Annotated in this window: 15 protein-coding genes; 10 read left to right on the top strand and 5 right to left on the bottom strand. The window is 70.3% G+C overall.

All coding sequences use genetic code 11. The annotated features are described in order from the left end of the window. Positions 1-2: 2 nt before the first annotated feature. Both OCQ_RS22555 and OCQ_RS22550 read left to right on the top strand, forming a co-directional pair. The gene (locus OCQ_RS22555; protein WP_014385860.1) at positions 3-1,355 is read left to right on the top strand and encodes an MFS transporter; all 1,353 of its coding nucleotides are present in this window, start codon (positions 3-5) and stop codon (positions 1,353-1,355) included. 79 nt (positions 1,356-1,434) lie between these two features. Next, positions 1,435-2,793: an amino acid permease gene (locus tag OCQ_RS22550; protein ID WP_014385859.1), complete on the top strand. Its 1,359-nt coding sequence runs from the start codon at positions 1,435-1,437 to the stop codon at positions 2,791-2,793. A 22-nt stretch (positions 2,794-2,815) separates the two neighbouring features. Here OCQ_RS22550 and car read toward each other — a convergent pair whose 3' ends face one another. The 4 genes from car to OCQ_RS22530 all read right to left on the bottom strand — a co-directional run bounded on the left by car (position 2,816) and on the right by OCQ_RS22530 (position 8,956). Continuing rightward, positions 2,816-6,382, bottom strand: coding sequence for a carboxylic acid reductase (gene car / locus OCQ_RS22545; protein ID WP_014385858.1), 3,567 nt, complete (start codon positions 6,380-6,382; stop codon positions 2,816-2,818). A gap of 71 nt (positions 6,383-6,453) precedes the next feature. Beyond that, on the bottom strand, positions 6,454-7,371 hold the full coding sequence (locus OCQ_RS22540; protein ID WP_008261107.1) for a ketopantoate reductase family protein: 918 nt from the start codon (positions 7,369-7,371) through the stop codon (positions 6,454-6,456). Continuing rightward, positions 7,368-8,549 (bottom strand): enolase C-terminal domain-like protein, encoded by a 1,182-nt coding sequence (locus OCQ_RS22535; RefSeq protein WP_041785232.1) that lies wholly within the window; start codon positions 8,547-8,549, stop codon positions 7,368-7,370. The genes OCQ_RS22540 and OCQ_RS22535 overlap by 4 nt, the downstream gene beginning before the upstream one ends. Before the next feature lie 11 nt (positions 8,550-8,560). Then, the gene (locus OCQ_RS22530; RefSeq protein WP_008261103.1) at positions 8,561-8,956 is read right to left on the bottom strand and encodes a nitroreductase family deazaflavin-dependent oxidoreductase; all 396 of its coding nucleotides are present in this window, start codon (positions 8,954-8,956) and stop codon (positions 8,561-8,563) included. A gap of 73 nt (positions 8,957-9,029) precedes the next feature. Between OCQ_RS22530 and OCQ_RS22525 the strand changes: the two genes are divergently transcribed. The 8 genes from OCQ_RS22525 (at position 9,030) to OCQ_RS22490 (ending at position 16,773) form a co-directional block, all read left to right on the top strand. Continuing rightward, a complete protein-coding gene (locus OCQ_RS22525; protein ID WP_008261101.1) occupies positions 9,030-9,371 on the top strand; it encodes a hypothetical protein in 342 nt (113 codons plus the stop codon). A gap of 69 nt (positions 9,372-9,440) precedes the next feature. Then, positions 9,441-10,790 (top strand): glutamate-1-semialdehyde 2,1-aminomutase, encoded by a 1,350-nt coding sequence (gene hemL, locus OCQ_RS22520; RefSeq protein WP_014385856.1) that lies wholly within the window; start codon positions 9,441-9,443, stop codon positions 10,788-10,790. Next, positions 10,790-11,398 (top strand): histidine phosphatase family protein, encoded by a 609-nt coding sequence (locus OCQ_RS22515; RefSeq protein ID WP_008261096.1) that lies wholly within the window; start codon positions 10,790-10,792, stop codon positions 11,396-11,398. The genes hemL and OCQ_RS22515 overlap by 1 nt, the downstream gene beginning before the upstream one ends. A gap of 17 nt (positions 11,399-11,415) precedes the next feature. Beyond that, positions 11,416-12,000 carry a TlpA disulfide reductase family protein gene (locus OCQ_RS22510; RefSeq protein ID WP_009952542.1) on the top strand — a complete coding sequence of 195 codons (585 nt, stop codon included), beginning with the start codon at positions 11,416-11,418 and terminating at the stop codon, positions 11,998-12,000. Beyond that, positions 11,997-12,776 (top strand): cytochrome c biogenesis CcdA family protein, encoded by a 780-nt coding sequence (locus OCQ_RS22505; RefSeq protein ID WP_014385855.1) that lies wholly within the window; start codon positions 11,997-11,999, stop codon positions 12,774-12,776. The genes OCQ_RS22510 and OCQ_RS22505 overlap by 4 nt, the downstream gene beginning before the upstream one ends. 47 nt (positions 12,777-12,823) lie before the next feature. Next, positions 12,824-14,419: a cytochrome c biogenesis protein ResB gene (gene resB / locus OCQ_RS22500; RefSeq protein ID WP_008261091.1), complete on the top strand. Its 1,596-nt coding sequence runs from the start codon at positions 12,824-12,826 to the stop codon at positions 14,417-14,419. Further along, a complete protein-coding gene (gene ccsB / locus OCQ_RS22495; protein ID WP_014385854.1) occupies positions 14,416-15,393 on the top strand; it encodes a c-type cytochrome biogenesis protein CcsB in 978 nt (325 codons plus the stop codon). The genes resB and ccsB overlap by 4 nt, the downstream gene beginning before the upstream one ends. A gap of 72 nt (positions 15,394-15,465) precedes the next feature. Further along, on the top strand, positions 15,466-16,773 hold the full coding sequence (locus tag OCQ_RS22490) for a MinD/ParA family ATP-binding protein (RefSeq protein ID WP_008261087.1): 1,308 nt from the start codon (positions 15,466-15,468) through the stop codon (positions 16,771-16,773). A 20-nt stretch (positions 16,774-16,793) separates the two neighbouring features. On the opposite strand, the gene OCQ_RS26670 is transcribed toward OCQ_RS22490, so the two are convergent. Continuing rightward, complete coding sequence (locus OCQ_RS26670; RefSeq protein WP_008261085.1) at positions 16,794-16,955, bottom strand: hypothetical protein; 162 nt, start codon at positions 16,953-16,955, stop codon at positions 16,794-16,796. Between the last annotated feature and the right edge of the window lie 32 nt (positions 16,956-16,987).

Here is a 16,987-nt window from a genome sequence, read left to right as displayed (position 1 = left end):
CCATGGCCGCCACGTTGCCCGCATCGGCACCCGCCGCCGGGCTGGCCGACGCGTATCCGGTCGCCGAGCGATCCGACCAGCGGCGTCGACGATTGCGCATCGTCGTCGCGGCGAGCCTGTTGGGGACCACGGTCGAGTGGTACGACTTCTTCCTGTACGCCACCGCGGCCGGACTGGTCTTCAACAAGGTGTTCTTTCCGAATGAAAGTTCCTTGGTGGGAACACTATTGGCCTTCGCCACGTTCGCCGTCGGGTTCGTCATGCGGCCCATCGGGGGCGTGGTGTTCGGTCACATCGGTGACCGGATCGGTCGCAAGCGCAGCCTGGCCTTGACGATGCTCATCATGGGCGGCGCGACGGCATTGATCGGGCTGTTGCCGACCGCTACGCAGATCGGGGCGTGGGCACCGGTACTGCTGCTGGTGTTGCGCGTGCTGCAGGGTTTCGCGCTCGGCGGCGAGTGGGGCGGCGCGGTGCTGTTGGCCGTCGAACACAGCCCCGACGACCGGCGCGGCCGCTATGGTGCCGTCCCACAAGTCGGGCTGGCGCTCGGACTGGCCATGGGTACGGGCATATTCGCGTTCTTGCAGATTGTGTTGGGGCCGAACCGATTCCTCGCGTACGGCTGGCGCATCGGGTTCCTGCTGAGCCTGCTGTTGGTGGTGATCGGCATCGTGGTGCGGTTGCGGGTCGACGAGACTCCCGCGTTCCGGGAGCTGCAAGACCTGCAGGCCGCGTCCACCGTGCCGCTGCGGGACATCGTTCGCGAGCCCCGCTCGCGGCGCAACACGCTGCTCGGGTTGCTGTCGCGCTGGGCGGAAGGCTCGGCCTTCAACACCTGGGGCGTGTTCGCGATCAGTTACGCGACGGGAGCGTTGGGGCTGAACCGGGTGTCGGTCCTGGTGGCCGTGACCATCGCCGCGTTGTTGATGGCTGTGCTGCTGCCGATTTCGGGACGATTGACCGAGCGCTTCGGTGCGCGACGGGTGTACCTGGTGGGCATCGCCTGCTACGGCCTGACGGCCTTCCCCGCCTTCGCCCTGTTCGGCACCAAGAAGCTGCTGTGGTTCGGCCTGGCGATGATCATCGTCTTCGGCGTCGTGCACGCGCTGTTCTACGGGGCGCAGGGCACGCTGTACTCCGCGCTGTATCCCACGAGCACCCGCTACACCGGGCTGTCGTTCGTCTACCAGGTCTCGGGAATCTACGCCTCCGGGGTCACCCCGATGATCCTGACCGCGCTGATCGCCGCCCTCGGCGGTGCGCCCTGGCTGGCCTGCGGGTATTTGGTTGCGACAGCGGTCATTAGCGTGGTCGCCACGGCGCTGATCCGCGAGCGCGACTTGTATCTTTAGGGGCGCGGACCTGGTGTCGCGGCGCTTGATGTGCTGTGGTTGATGACCAACACCGGATGCGCGCAGGGGGTGGCTGGTCATGGCTGGCACTTCGCAACTGCGCCAAGGGCTGTCGCAGCGCCAACTGAGCATGATCGCCCTTGGCGGCGTGATCGGTGCCGGCCTGTTCGTCGGATCCGGCGTGGTGATCAAGGACACCGGGCCGGCCGCATTCCTCACCTACGCCCTGTGCGGCCTGCTCGTCGTCCTGGTCATGCGGATGCTGGGCGAGATGGCGGCCGCGAACCCGTCGACGGGTTCGTTCGCCGACTACGCGGCCCGCGCCCTGGGCCGCTGGGCGGGGTTTTCGGTCGCCTGGCTGTATTGGTACTTCTGGGTGATCGTGGTGGGCTTCGAGGCGGTCGCCGGCGGTAAAGTCCTCACCTACTGGTTGCACGCGCCCCTTTGGGCGCTGTCGCTGGGTTTGATGGTGTTGATGACCGCGACCAACCTCTTCTCCGTGACGTCGTTTGGGGAGTTCGAATTCTGGTTCGCCGGAATCAAAGTCGCGGCCATCGCGATCTTCCTCGCCGTCGGCGCGGTGTACGTCCTGGGCCTGGTGCCGGGGCATCCCGGGGGCCTGGCCAACCTGCACGCACACGGCGGGTTCTTTCCCCACGGTGTGGGCGCGGTGTTCGCCGCGATCGTGGTGGTGATCTTCTCGATGGTGGGCGCCGAGATCGTCACCGTCGCCGCGGCCGAAAGCCGCGACCCCGAGCTCGCGGTCCAAAGGGCGACCAGATCGGTCGTGGTGCGCATCGGCATCTTCTTCGTCGGTTCGGTCTTCCTGCTCGTCGCGATCCTGCCGTGGGACTCGGGACAACTCGGCGGCTCGCCGTACGTGGCCGCGCTCAAGCACATGGGGTTGCCCGGAGCGGATCAGGTGATGAACGCGGTCGTGCTCACCGCGGTGCTGTCGTGTTTGAACTCCGGGCTGTACACGGCGTCGCGCATGCTGTTCGTCCTCGCCGATCGGGGCGAGGCGCCGATGCGGTTGGTCCAGCTGAGCGGCCGCGGCGTCCCCTATCTCGCGATCCTGTGTTCGTCGGCCGTCGGATTCGGGTGCGTCATCATGGCGCGGGTCGCGCCCCACACGGTATTCCTGTTCCTGCTCAACTCATCTGGCGCGGTCATCCTGTTCGTCTACTGGCTGATCGCGCTGTCGCAGATCGTCCTGCGCCGCCGCACGCCCGCGGACAAGCTGACGGTGAAGATGTGGTTCTTCCCGGTGCTGTCCATCCTCACCCTGGCCGGTATCACCGCGGTGCTGGTGCAGATGGCGTTCGATCAGCGGGCGCGCAGTCAGCTGTGGCTCGGCCTGCTGTCCTGGGCGGTGGTGATCGGGCTCTACGTCGTTGCCCGGCGGCGCGGACGCGGCGGCGTGGCTTCCCGCGACTGAGCACACACCGGCGCGCGGTCCCTCATCCCGCGTGCGCTCCGGCACGGGTGCGCAACAATCCCAGCCGCTGCAGATCGGCGACGTATTTGTCGATCAACGCCTGCGTGACGTGCGGGACATCCCGGGTGGCGCCGATCCCCGCGGATTGCACTGCCGCGCGGAACTTTTCGGCGGGCATGCCGGTGCCGTGCGTCGGCTGGCCCGGCTTGGCGTAGGCGCTCATCAGCGGCAGCAGGGAACTCTTCCGTTGGTTGTCCGGCAGCGACTTCATCGCCGCGGTGAATCTGGCCAGCCACTCGTCGTAGTCGTCGACCCGTTCGATCTCGTGCCCGTCGGCGATGAGCCAGTCCACGAACGTGTCCAACGAAACGCCGTCGTCATGGGTGTTGAGCACGTTGTAGGTGTGGTAACCCTGCCGGGTGCGCGCGCCCAACGTGGTGATGGCCTCGGCGGTGAAATCGGCTGGTAGTCCGTCGTAATGGGCGCGCTGCCGGTTGCCGGACGCGTCGAGTTGATAGAAGGATCGCGGCGCGATCCCGGTCGCCACCAGGCTCAAGATCAGCCGGGTGAACATGTCCGGCACGTTGAGCTGACCGGCGAAATCGCTGTGCGCCAGGATCATGTCGGACCGGAAGACCGCGACCGGCACGCCGCACAGGTCGTGGGCCTCGCGCAGCAGCACCTCGCCGGCCCACTTGCTGGTCGCGTACCCGCTGGCATACGACTCGTCGAGGGAGCGCGAGGGGCTGGCCGAACGCACGTCGGCGTCCTCGCCGATGAAGCTGCCATCCGGCAGCGTCGTCACGGCCACGGTGGAGATGTAGTTGATCGGCTTGAGGCGCTCACTGATCGCCAGCTTGACGATCTCGGCAGTGCCCACCACGTTCGGGCCGAACAGCTGGCTGTACGGCAGCACGTGGTTGACCAGGGCGGCCGAATGCACGACGAGGTCCACCGATCGCGCCAGGCGCTGGTAGGTGGGCGTGTCCAGCCCGAGGTTGGCGGCGCCCACGTCACCGACGAGCACCTGAAGATGTTTGTCGGCCAATTGGCGGAAACGCCGCGACAATTCGGCGTCGCCGCTGTCGATGGCCGCCTCGATGCGCTGACGCCCGGCGGTCGGGTCCGCCCCGCGGGCGAGGCAGATCACCGTGCCGCCCGTGGGGGCCAGGCGCTCCAGCCAATCCAGGCACAGAAAGCGCCCGAGGTAGCCGTTGGCCCCGGTCAGCAGCACGGTGTTGACGGCGCCGGTCGGCGCCGGCAGGTGGGGCGCGGCGGCCAACGTGTCGTCGTCGATGAACTTGGCCAGCGTCAGATCCGCGGCGCGGGCGACGGTGGCGCCCCGGCCGTGCACCGAGGCGAACGTCGGCCGCGTCGATTCCGAAGTCCGTTCGCCGTCAACGTAGTTCGCGATGGTGGAAAGCGTCGCGGTGGGGCTGACGATGGTCTGCACGGGCACGTCGATGTGGAAGATCTCCGACAGGAGCGTGGCGAAGGAGAACGCCGACAGCGAATCACCGCCCAGCTCAATGAACTTCGCGTCGCCGCGCAGCGCGGCGTCCGCCGGCAGGCCCAGGGTTGCGGCGGCCGCCCGCCGCACCGTGTCGATGGTGGGCAGCTCGCGGCTCGCGGAGCGCAGCTCGTCGAGCTGGTTGCCGTGGCTGGCCTCGATCTCGTCGTACATGGCGTCGAGGCGCTCGCCGTAGCGCGCCTTGAGGGCCGGACGCAGCAGCTTGCCCACCCCGGACAGCAGCCCGTTGTCCCGGGTGAAACGCTGCGGCTCCAGCAGGAAGTCGCGCGGGACCTCGTACGGGTGCAGGTGGGAGTCGGCGGCGATCTGCTGCAGCGACTCCGCGATCAGGGCGCGCGCGTCGCCGCCGCCGACGGCGTCGACGTTCGGCACGATCACCGCGAGCAGGAACGGTTGCTCGCTGCTGCCGTACAGGAAGATCTGGCGGATGTAGGGGCTGGTGGAGAAGGTGGCCTCCAGCTGGGAGACGGCGACGAATTCACCCTGCGAGAGTTTGATGACGTTGTTGCTGCGGTCCAGATACATCAGGTGGTCGGGCCCCAGCTCGGCCATGATGTCGCCGGTCTTGTAGAACCCCTCGTCGTCGAAGATCTGCGCCGACAGCTCCGGGTGCTTGAAGTATCCGGGAATCACGTTGCTGGCCTTCAGGTGTAGCTCGCCGCGCGGGTAGGGCTTGTCGGTGGTGAGGTAGCCCAGCTCGGGGACGTCGACGAGTTTGTAGTCGGTGACGGGCGGGCGCCTGATCCGGCCGCTGCGCATGATGCCGCCGCCGGTCTCGGTCGCGCCGTAGCCGTCGGCTACGGTGACGTCGAGCAGCGACTCCATGAAGGCGTGCATCTGCTTGGACAGCGGCGCGCTGCCGCACATCGCCGAGATGACCCGCCCGCCGATGAAGTCTTGCCGCAGTTCGGCTTTCACCGCCTCGTCGCGCTGTTCGGCGGTGAGGCCGTCGCCGGCTCGTTGGTCGAGCTCCTTGCGGTAGCGGCGAAAGAACATGTCGCACACCCGGGGGACGAGGTTCAACGCGGTGGGCCGGACCAAGCCGATGTCGTCGAACAGGGTGGACATGTCGCTCTTGGCGGCGAAGTAGCCGATGCCGCCGGAGGACAGGGTGGCGATCAGCCACTCCAGCCCGTACACGTGCGACAGCGGCATGTACTGCAGGTGGATGGCCGGGATCACCCGGCCGATGTCCACCGAGGGGCTGTGCGGGCGCTGCCAGATCCGGGTCATCATGTCGGCGGTGTACATCGCGCCCTTGGGGGTGCCGGTGCTGCCGGAGGTGTAAATCAGTGTGGCCAGCGGGTTTTCGCCCTGGCCCGGAACGTGGGCCTCCGGCGCCGGGCGCTCGCGACCGGACGCGAGCTCGGCGGCGAGCGCCACCATCTCGGCGCCGTGCCCGGCGTCGCGCAGGCGCGCGCGGGCGTCGTCGTAGCGGCCGCGCTGTTCGTCGTCGTCGCTGGTGTAATCGAACACCACCAGGCGCTGGACCGACGGTGCCTCGAGGACGACATCGACCGCGGTGCCGAGGGACTCGACGCTCACGGCCAGGATGCGCGGCGACGTCTCGGCGACGATCGGGGCGAGTTGGGCCGCCGTCGAACTGGTCTGCAGCGGCACGAACACCGCGCCCAGCCGGATGCACGCCAGGTAGTGCACGACGTAGTCGATGCTGGTGAAGCCCAGGACGCCGACGAAGTCGCCGGGGCGCAACCCGCCGGGCAGGCCGGAGCGCCACGCGGCGGCCAGCGCCGCGACCCGGTCACCCAGCTCGCGGTAGGTGATGGTCTCGAACCCCGACAGCAGGGACGTCGCCGCGCGCCCGGTCGCCGGATCGCGCGCCACCTCGCAGGCGCGCTGGCCGAGGGCGGGCCGATCGGCATAACCGCTCAGGTAGATGTCGACGACCTCGGCCAGCCGCAGTCCCGCGCGGTGCGCGGCCTCGGTCACCTCCTGCGACGGCGCGGCGGCCCGAAACTGCGGGTCGTTGGCGTACAGCTGTTCGACGCGCTCGGTCAGGCGCTGCTCGCGGCCCGAGTCGGTGACGGTGTCGGTCATCGGCGGCTTCCTCTCATCGCGGCGCGTGCCGGTGCCGTATACCCGTCCTGGCCCGTTCTAGCGGAGCCCGGTCAGCCCCACTGCCGTTCGATCGCTTTGATCAAGGCGGTCAGCGTCGCGTTCACCGGCGCCGCGACGCCGACCCGTGCGCCCTGGCGCGGCACCGCGCCGTTGATGACGTCGATCTCGCTGACGCGGCGGGCCTCGTGGTCCAGCAGCGCCGACGGTTTGGCGTCGGGCATCTGCGCGCCGAAGTCGCGCGCGTGGGCGACAGGGTCGGTGACGGCCACCGCGATGCCGGACGCGCGGGCGACGGTCCACGCCTCGGTGGCGGCGGCCCGGCTGACCGGAGCCATCTCCGGATCGTCCATCACCTGGCCGACGGTCATGCCGGTCAGCGCGCACGGCGCGCTGTAGGCGGCGTTGCAGATGAGCTTCTCCCACTGCATGGCGGCGATGTCGGTGACCGCGGCGGCGTCGAATCCGGCGTCGGTCCAGGCCCGCGCGATCGTTTCGACCGTCGCATGCGGCAGCGACGAGTGGGCGCCGAAGCGCATCGCCCGCATGGCGTTGTGATGCACATGGCCGGGGGCCACCCGCGACGCCCCGAACCCGCTGGCGATGCCGACGGCGACGCGCTCGGCGCCGACGATGCCGGCGACCGTCTCCGCCGATCCCAAACCGTTCTGGATGGTCAGCACCGGTGTGGCCGGCCCCAGCATCGGAAGGGCTTGGCGCGCACCGACTGTCACGTCGGCCGCCTTGATCGCCAGCACGATCAGATCCATCGGCTCGTCCGGCGCGGTGGTGCTGGCCCGCAGCGGCACCACCCGGTCGTAGCCCGGGCCGGTGACCCGCAGGCCGTCGCGGCTGATCCGTTCGACGCTGGGCTCGTGGCGGTCGATGGCCAGCACGTCGTTACCCGCGGTCGCCAGCCGGGCGGCGTAAATGGAACCCATTGCCCCGCAACCGATTACCGCGATCTTCATCCGCACCCTCCGGTCAGCTCCGCGATCAGTTCGGCCAGGCCGGCCTTCTCCTCGAGGCCGAACCCGGCTGCGTCCGTTGGCGCGATCCGGCCGCCCGAGACCACGCAGGCATCGGAATAGCCGCCGAACGGCGCGAACACTCCCGGGTAAGCCTCACACCCGCCCAAGCCGAGCCCGGCGGCGACGTGCAGGTTGATCAGGTGCCCGCCGTGCGGAAACGCGAACCGGCGATCGAAACCATGAGCCTCCAGGACGTCGAGCATCCGCATGTACTCGCCCAGCCCGTAGCTCAGCCCCGGATCCATTTGGAAGACATCACGATTCGGCCGCATGCCCCCGTAGCGAACCAGGTTTGTGACGTCCGGCACCGAGAACAGGTTTTCGCCGGTGGCCACCGCGCCGTCGTAGCGGTCCGTCACCGCGCGGTGCAGCGCGTAATCGAGGGGATCACCCGGCTCCTCGTACCAGCGCAGGCCGTAGGGGGCCAGCGCGTCCGCCCAGCGGGTGGCCTGTGCGCGGACGAAGCGGCCGTTCGCGTCGACCGCGACCCGTCCCGCGTCGCCGACGGCGTCGACGACGGCCTCGATCCGCGTCAGGTCCTCGCCCAGCGCGGCGCCGCCGATCTTCATCTTGACCGCGTCATAGCCGAGGTCGAGGTACCCGCGCATTTCGCGGCGCAGCTGGACGACGCCGCCCTCGGCGTAGTAGTAGCCGCCGGCGGCATACACCGGCACCGTCGGCGCGGGATCCCGCCCGGCGTGGCGGGCGATCGTCACGCACGCGGGCTCGTCGCGCAGCTTGGCGTTGAGGTCCCAGCACGCCAGTTCCAGCGCTCCCGCCGCGGCCGCCCGGTCCCCATGACCGCCGGGTTTCTCGTCGGCCAGCGCGCACGCCACGACCGCGGCCGGATCGAGGAACCCGGACGCATCCAGCAGCGCGTCGGGGGAGGCGGCCAGCACCCGCGGGATCATCCGGTCGCGCAGGATCCCGCTCTGCGCAAACCGCCCGATCGAGTTGAACGCCACGCCCGCCACGGGCCGCCCGCCCCGGATCACGTCGGCGATCACCGCGACCAATGAGACGGTGTGACCGGAGAAGTTGACCACCGCGTTGGCGGGCCCGCCGCGTCGACCGCCCTCGAGGCCGACCGCCCGCTCGACGATCGCCGCGATCCGCATCACCCGCGCGTTCAGGACGTCAGGGTGAGCAATACCGCCTGCTCGAACGGCAGCCTGGCGAAAACCCGTCGCACGCCGCGGGACACGTGCGCCGCCGCCTCGGCCTTGGAGACCACGCGCGGATCGGCGACACCCACGGTTTTGCCCCGGGTGCGTAGGCGCCCGCCGCCCGCCGCGGTCAGGTTCTTCAGCCAATCCCGGTCGGGGCCATACGTCAGCAGGATCGCCACCCCGGGTTTGCCGTCGACCTCGGTGCGAAACACGTTCACTGGTGTGCGGTACGGCTTGCCCGAGCGCCGCCCCACGTGCTCCAGGATCCCGAAGGACGGGAGCCAACCGGCCCACATCCGCTGGATCGGGTTGGTGACGTGACGGTTGAACCGGGCAAGTCCTTGGGGGAGTTGCATCCTCCCATCCAACTCGCAGGCCCCGGGCCAGGACAACCCGATCTTTGTGGGGCCACGGGTCTAATGTCGTCTCATGGGGCAGGCGGCAGGTAACGAGGCCGCCCGGCGCGCGGAGGAGCTGGTGCGCCGGGGGGAGGAACTCGCCGCGGGCAAGGCCGTCACCGTGGACGACGCGCGCCGCGCCGCCGAGCGCGCCGAGGCGTCCCACGAGCGCGACGAGGAGGCTCACCGCCGCGGAGTGCAGCGCCACTACGACGCCGCCGTCGCGCACGAGCGGGCCGCCGAAGTCCATGAGCGCGCGGTCGCCCAGCGCCTCGGCGATGTCGCCGCGCACCAGCGCGCGGCGGAAAAGGAACGCGACGCCGCGCGCCACGACTATCAAAAGGCGCAGGAAGCCGAACGGCAAGGGGCCTGACCGGCCGACCGGCCTGCCCTGCTACACCCTGTAGTTGGACGGGCCGCGAAGGCTGGGACACTAGTCGTCATGGGAAGCAGTGATCGGGCGACCGCGCACGCCACCGGAGCCCCTCGGGCCACGGCGGCCTCGGCGCGGCTGTTCGAGGACGCCTGCGCCGTCATTCCGGGCGGCGTGAACTCTCCCGTCCGAGCGTTCACCGCGGTCGGCGGGACGCCGCCGTTCATCACGCAGGCGCGCGGCTGCTGGCTGACCGACGCCGACGGCAACCGCTACGTGGACCTGGTCTGCTCGTGGGGCCCGATGATCCTGGGCCACGCCCACCCCGCCGTGGTCGACGCCGTCGCGAAGGCCGCCGCCTCGGGCCTGTCGTTCGGGGCGCCCACGCCTGCGGAGAGCGAGCTGGCCGCCGAGATGATCGGGCGGGTGGCACCGGTCGACCGGGTCCGCCTGGTCAACTCCGGCACCGAGGCCACCATGAGCGCGGTGCGGCTGGCCCGCGGCTTCACCGGCCGGGCCAAGGTCATCAAGTTCTCCGGCTGCTACCACGGCCATGTCGACGCGCTGCTCGCCGACGCGGGCTCCGGGGTGGCGACGCTGGGTCTGCCGTCCTCACCGGGCGTCACCGGGGCGACGGCGGCCGACACCATCGTGTTGCCCTACAACGACATCGAGGCCGTGCGCGAGACCTTCGCCCGGTTCGGCGACCAGATCGCCGCGGTGATCACCGAAGCCAGTCCCGGCAACATGGGGGTGGTTCCCCCCGCGCCCGGCTACAACGCGGCACTGCGGACCATCACCGCCGAACACGGCGCGCTGCTGATCATCGACGAGGTGATGACGGGCTTCCGTGTCAGCCGAAGCGGTTGGTACGGAATCGATCCCGTCGACGCCGACCTGTTCACCTTCGGCAAGGTGATGAGCGGCGGGTTGCCGGCCGCCGCCTTCGGGGGGCGGGCCGAGGTGATGGAGCGGCTGGCGCCGCTGGGCCCGGTGTATCAGGCCGGCACGCTGTCGGGAAACCCGGTCGCGATGGCCGCCGGGCTGGCGACACTGCGCAACGCCGATGCCGCCGCCTACACGAGGCTGGACACCAACGCCGACCGCCTGGCCGGGCTCTTTTCCGACGCGTTGACGAATGCCGGTGTGGCGCACCAGATTCCGCGGGCCGGCAACATGCTCAGCGTGTTCTTCTCCGACACTCCGATCACGGACTTCGGCTCCGCGCGCGCCAGCCAGACCTGGCGTTATCCACCGTTCTTTCACGCGCTGCTGGACGCGGGCGTCTACCCGCCGTGCAGCGCCTTCGAGGCGTGGTTCGTCTCGACCGCGCTCGACGACGGCGCCTTCGACCGCATCGCCGAGGCGCTGCCGGGCGCCGCGCGGGCCGCCGCCGAAGCCGAGGAGGGGAAGTCCTGATGGCCGAGCAGACCCGGGTGCACGTCGTGCGGCACGGCGAGGTGTACAACCCGAGCGGCGTCCTCTACGGGCGGCTGCCCGGGTTTCACCTGTCCGAGGCGGGCCGGGCGCAGGCGGCCGCGGTGGCCGACGCCCTCGATCACCGCGACATCGTCGCGGTGATCGCCTCGCCCCTGCAACGCGCCCAGGAAACCGCCGCGCCCATCGCCGCCAAGCACGGCCTCCCCGTCGACACCGACCCGGACCTCATCGAATCCGCCAACTTCTTCCAGGGCCGGCGCGTCAGCCCCGGCGACGGCGCCTGGCGCGACCCCAGGGTGTGGTGGCAGCTGCGCAACCCGTTCCGGCCGTCGTGGGGGGAGCCCTACACCGAGATCGCGGCCCGGATGGAGACGGCGGTGGACAAGGCCCGCGCCCGCGGCGCCGGCCACGAGGTGGTGTGCGTCAGCCACCAACTGCCGGTGTGGACGCTGCGCCTGCACCTGACCGGTCAGCGGCTGTGGCACGACCCGCGGCGGCGGCAATGCGGCCTCGCGTCGGTGACCACCCTGGTCTACGACGGCGACCGGCTGGCCGGCGTCGAGTACTCCGAGCCGGCGGCCCCTTGAACATACGAGGGCTGGCGATGACCGGGGCCGCGCTGGCGACCCTGGTTTCCGGCCTGCTCGCCGGCTGTTCCTCGGGCCACGACGCGGTCGCCCAGGGCGGCACCTTCGAGTTCGTCTCGCCCGGCGGCAAGACCGACATCTCCTACGACCCGCCGTCCAGCCGTGGCCGCCCCGGCCCCCTGGCGGGCCCCGACCTTGCCGACCCCGCGCACACGCTGTCGCTGGACGATCCGATCTTCGCCGGCCGGGTGGTGGTCATCAACATCTGGGGGCAGTGGTGCGGGCCGTGCCGCGCCGAGGTCACCCAGCTGCAGCAGGTGTATGACGCCACCCGCGGCGCCGGGGTGTCGTTTCTCGGCATCGACGTCCGCGACAACAACCGGCAGGCGGCACTGGACTTCGTCAACGACCGCCACGTCACGTTCCCGTCGATCTACGACCCGGCCATGCGCACGCTGATCGCGTTCGGCGGCAAGTACCCCACCACCGTGATCCCCTCCACGCTGGTCCTGGACCGTCAGCACCGCGTCGCGGCGGTCTTCCTGCGCGAGATGCTGGCGGGCGACCTGCAGCCGGTGGTGCAACGATTGGCCCACGAGTGACCGGTTTCACCCAGATCGCCGCCGCCGGACCGCTTTTGGTGGCGCTCGGCGCGTGCCTGTTGGCCGGGCTGGTGTCGTTCGCCTCGCCCTGCGTGGTGCCACTGGTGCCCGGCTACCTGTCGTACCTGGCCGCCGTCGTCGGCGTGGACGAACAACCGCCCCCCGGCGCCGTGAAAGCCCCGCCGGGCGCGCGCTGGCGGGTCGCGGGATCGGCGGCGCTGTTCGTCGCCGGATTCACCGCGGTGTTCATCCTGGGCACCGTCGCCGTCCTGGGCATGACGACCACGCTGATCACCAACCAGCTGTTGCTGCAGCGGGCCGGCGGCGTGCTGACCATCGTGATGGGCCTGGTGTTCGTCGGGCTCATCCCGGCCCTGCAGCGCCAGGCGCGGTTCAGCCCGCGGCAGCTGACGACGGTCGCCGGGGCGCCGCTGCTGGGCGCGGTGTTCGCGCTGGGCTGGACGCCGTGCCTGGGGCCGACGCTGGCCGGCGTGATCACCGTCGCCTCGGCCACCGACGGCGCCAGCGTGGCGCGCGGCATCGTGCTGGTGATCGCGTACTGCCTGGGGCTGGGGATCCCGTTCGTGCTGTTGGCATTCGGCTCGGCGGGCGCGGTGGCGGGCCTGGGCTGGCTGCGCCGGCACACCCGGGCCATCCAGGTGTTCGGCGGCGTGCTGCTCATCACCGTCGGCGCCCTGCTGGTCACCGGGGTGTGGAACGACTTCGTCTCCTGGCTGCGCGACGCTTTCGTGTCCGACGTGAGGCTCCCGATTTGAGGCAACTCCTCGCGTGGGGGCGCAACACGTGGCGCGCGCTGACCTCGATGGGCACCGCGCTGGTGCTGCTGTTCCTGCTCGCGCTCGGCGCCATCCCCGGCGCCCTGCTGCCGCAGCGCAACCTCAACGCCGGCAAGGTCGACGACTACCTCAAGGCCCACCCCGTGATCGGGCCCTGGCTGGACCGGCTGCAGGCGTTCAACGTGTTCTCCAGCTTCTGGTTCACCGCCATCTACGTGCTGCTGTTCGTGTCCCTGGTCGGCTGCCTCACCCCACGGATGATCGAGCACGTCCGCAGCCTGCGGTCCACCCCGGTCGCCGCCCCGCGCAACCTGGCCCGGCTGCCCAAGCACGCCAGCCACCAGATCCGGGCCGGCGCCGAGGAGCTCAACACCCTGGCCAACGCGATCACCGACCGGCTGCGCGGCTGGCGCACCGCCATCCGCCACGAAGACGGCGCGGCCTCCGACGTCGTGGAGGTATCCGCGGAAAAGGGCTACCTCCGCGAATTCGGCAACATCGTCTTCCACTTCTCGCTGCTGGGCCTGCTGGTCGCGGTGGCCGTCGGCAAGCTGTTCGGCTACGAGGGCAACGTGATCGTCATCGCCGACGGCGGCCCCGGCTTCTGTTCCGCGTCGCCGGCCGCGTTCGACTCGTTCCGGGCCGGCAACACCGTTGACGGCACCTCGTTGCACCCGCTGTGCATCCGGGTCGACGACTTCGCGGCGCACTACCTGCCGTCCGGGCAGGCCACCTCGTTCGCGGCGAACATCGCCTACCAGTCCGGCGAGGACCTGACCGCCAACACCTGGCGCCATTACCGGCTCGAGGTCAACCACCCGCTGCGGCTCGGCGGTGACCGGGTGTACCTGCAGGGGCACGGCTACGCGCCCACCTTCAGCGTCACGTTCCCGGACGGGCAGGTCCGCACGTCGACCGTGCAGTGGCGACCCGACAATCCGCAGACCCTGCTCTCCTCGGGCGTGGCCCGCATCGACCCGCCCGCCGGCACCTATCCCACCCCGGCGGAGCGCCGCGCGCACCAGATCGCGATCCAGGGCCTGCTCGCGCCGACCGAGCAGCTGGACGGCACGCTGCTGTCGTCGCGGTTCCCGGCCCTGAACGCCCCCGCGGTGGCCGTCGACATCTACCGCGGCGACACCGGCCTGGACACCGGGCGGCCCCAGTCGCTGTTCACCCTCGATCCCCGGCTGATCGAGCAGGGCCGGCTGACCAAGGAGAAGCGGGTCAACCTGCGCGCGGGCCAGGCGGTCCGGATCGACCAGGGGCCGGCCGCCGGCACCGTGATCCGCTTCGTCGGCGCCGTGCCGTTCGTCAATCTCCAGGTCTCCCACGACCCCGGCCAGACCTGGGTGCTCGTCTTCGCGATCACGATGATGGGCGGTCTGGTGGTGTCGCTGCTGGTGCGCCGCCGCCGCGTGTGGGTCCGTCTGACGCCCGACGCCGGCGGGGCACCCGGTACGGTGAACGTCGAGCTGGGCGGGCTGGCGCGCACCGACAACTCCGGGTGGGGCGACGAGTTCGAGCGATTGACCGAGCGGTTGCTGGACGGATTGGGCGGGGCCGGCCGCGCCGAGACGCCCCCCGCGTCCCAAAGGAGTTCTCAGGTGGACGTCACATGAACACGCTGCACGTCAACGTCGAGCTGGCGCGCTACTCCGACTGGGCGTTCACGTCGGCCGTCGTCGCGCTGGTCATCGCGCTGCTGCTGCTGGCCTTCGAGCTGGCGTACGCCGGCGGGCGCCGCGCGGACCAGCGCGCCCGGGTGCTGGCCGGCGCGGTGAGCGCCGACTCCGCCACCCCCGGCGTGGTCGAACAGCCGGACCAGCGCCCGCTCGACGAGCGCGTCGGGCGGGCCGGGTTGTCCGTGGTGTACCTGGGCATCGGCCTGCTGTTCGCCTGCCTGGTGCTGCGCGGCCTGGCCACGGTGCGGGTGCCGTGGGGCAACATGTACGAATTCATCAACCTGACCTGCCTGTGCGGGTTGATCGCCGGGGCCGTCGTGCTGCGCCGCCCCCAATACCGTCCGCTGTGGGTCTTTCTGCTGCTGCCGGTGCTGATCCTGCTCACGGTGTCGGGACGCTGGCTCTACACCAACGCCGCGCCCGTGATGCCCGCGTTGCAGTCCTACTGGCTGCCCATCCACGTGTCCGTCGTCAGCCTGGGATCCGGGGTGTTCCTGGTCGCCGGGATCTCCAGCATCCTGTTCCTGCTGCGCACCTCGCGGCTGGGGGATCCCGATACCGACAGCGCCGCGGCCCGGCTGGTGCGGCGCTTCCCGGACGCGGAAACCCTGGACCGCATTGCCTACCGCACGACGATCTTCGCGTTTCCGGTCTTCGGGTTCGGGGTCATCTTCGGGGCCATCTGGGCCGAAGAGGCCTGGGGCAGGTATTGGGGCTGGGACCCCAAAGAGACCGTGTCCTTCGTCGCGTGGGTGATATACGCCGCCTACCTGCACGCCAGGTCGACCGCCGGATGGCGGGACCGCAAAGCCGCGTGGATCAACGTCGCGGGCTTTGTGGCGATGGTCTTCAATTTGTTCTTCGTTAATCTGGTGACTGTCGGCCTGCATTCGTATGCGGGCGTCGGGTGAGAGCGAACAACCGCCCCGAATAACGCACACAACGGAATAGCGCACGACAAGCGCACAACAAGGGGGAATGCAGTGTCCGAGCATCCAACGGCGGGCGTGGGGGCGCCCGAACAACCGACCACGCAAATTCCCCCACAGACGTCATCGGCGCCCGCCCAGCAGGACGCGGGCGAACCGCAACCGGAGTCGGGCGGGGACGCCCCGACTCGCGCCTTCGCCGGATTCCGCACCGAGCGCCGCGTCCCCACCCCCGAACACCAGCAGGCGGCCCCGCCCACCGCGCCGCGGCCCGGCGCCATGCCGCCGTGGGACTCCACCCCGGTCACCGGCATCCCGCGCGTCGACCCGACCGCTTACGGCGCCTATTACGCCGGGCCGGACGCCCCGCCCACCCAGATGCAGGGGGCGCCGCAGCGCCCCGAGCACCTCCCGCACACGCCGTATCCGGAGCTGTCCACCGGCATGTTGCTGCGGCCGGTCCAGCCGCCGCCGTCCGACGGGTGGCGGCTGTTGCTGTACAAGATGTCCGGCGGGCTGATCAACCTGGGCGAAAGCCCCCGGGCCAGCCGCTACAACAACCTGGTCGCCCAGGTGAACCGGCCGTTGCGGGGCTCGTATCGGGTGGCGTTCCTGTCGCTGAAGGGCGGTGTCGGCAAGACGACGATCGCCGCGACGCTGGGCGCCACCTTCGCCTCCATTCGGGGCGATCGCGTGGTGGCCGTGGACGCCAACCCCGACCGCGGCACGCTGAGCCAGAAGATCCCGCTGGAGACCGCCGCGACCGTGCGTCAGCTGCTGCACGACGCCGGAACCATCGAGCGCTACAGCGACGTGCGCCGCTACACCTCGAAGGGCCCCAGCGGCCTGGAGGTGCTCGCCTCGGAGACCGACCCCGCGATCTCGGAGGCCTTCAGCGCCGAGGACTACGGGCGGATCCTGGACATCCTGGAGCGGTTCTACGGCCTGGTGCTCACCGACTGCGGACCCGGCCTGCTGCACTCGGTGATGAAGTCGGTGCTCGACAGGGCCGACGCCCTGGTCGTGGTCAGCTCGGCCTCCATCGACGGCGCGCGCAGCGCGTCGGCCACGCTGGACTGGCTGGACGCCCACGGCCACGAAGACCTGGTCCGCAATTCGATCGCGGTCATCAACGGGGTGCGCCCGCGCCCCGGCAAGGTCGACATGAACAAGGTGATCGAGCACTTCTCCCGGCGCTGCCGCGCGGTCCAGCTGGTGCCGTTCGACCCGCACCTGGAAGAGGGCGCCGAGATCGACCTGGAGCGGCTGCGGCGGCCCACCCGCGAAGCGCTCACCGAGCTGGCCGCCATCGTCGCCGACGGATTCCCCGGCGACCAGCGCAACCCGGGAGTCCTGGGCTAGCGGCGGTCGCTATCCAGCTACTAGCGCGGGTTGTTATCGCCGTGGCCCAGCCGCCGCAGGAAATCCGGATCGTCGTCGGGCCCGATGACGCGCGTCTTCGGTCGGTGGACCTGGGATCGCGCGGCACGCCAGCCGACGTAGATCAGCGTTCCCAAAATCACGACGAGCAGCAGGTAGACCACACAACACCTCCTTCGGGCGAATATACCCGCGC

The organism is Mycobacterium paraintracellulare (assembly GCF_000276825.1).
GTDB classification, from domain to species: Bacteria; Actinomycetota; Actinomycetes; order Mycobacteriales; family Mycobacteriaceae; genus Mycobacterium; species Mycobacterium intracellulare.
This window is presented reverse-complemented; position numbering and strand designations above follow the sequence as displayed.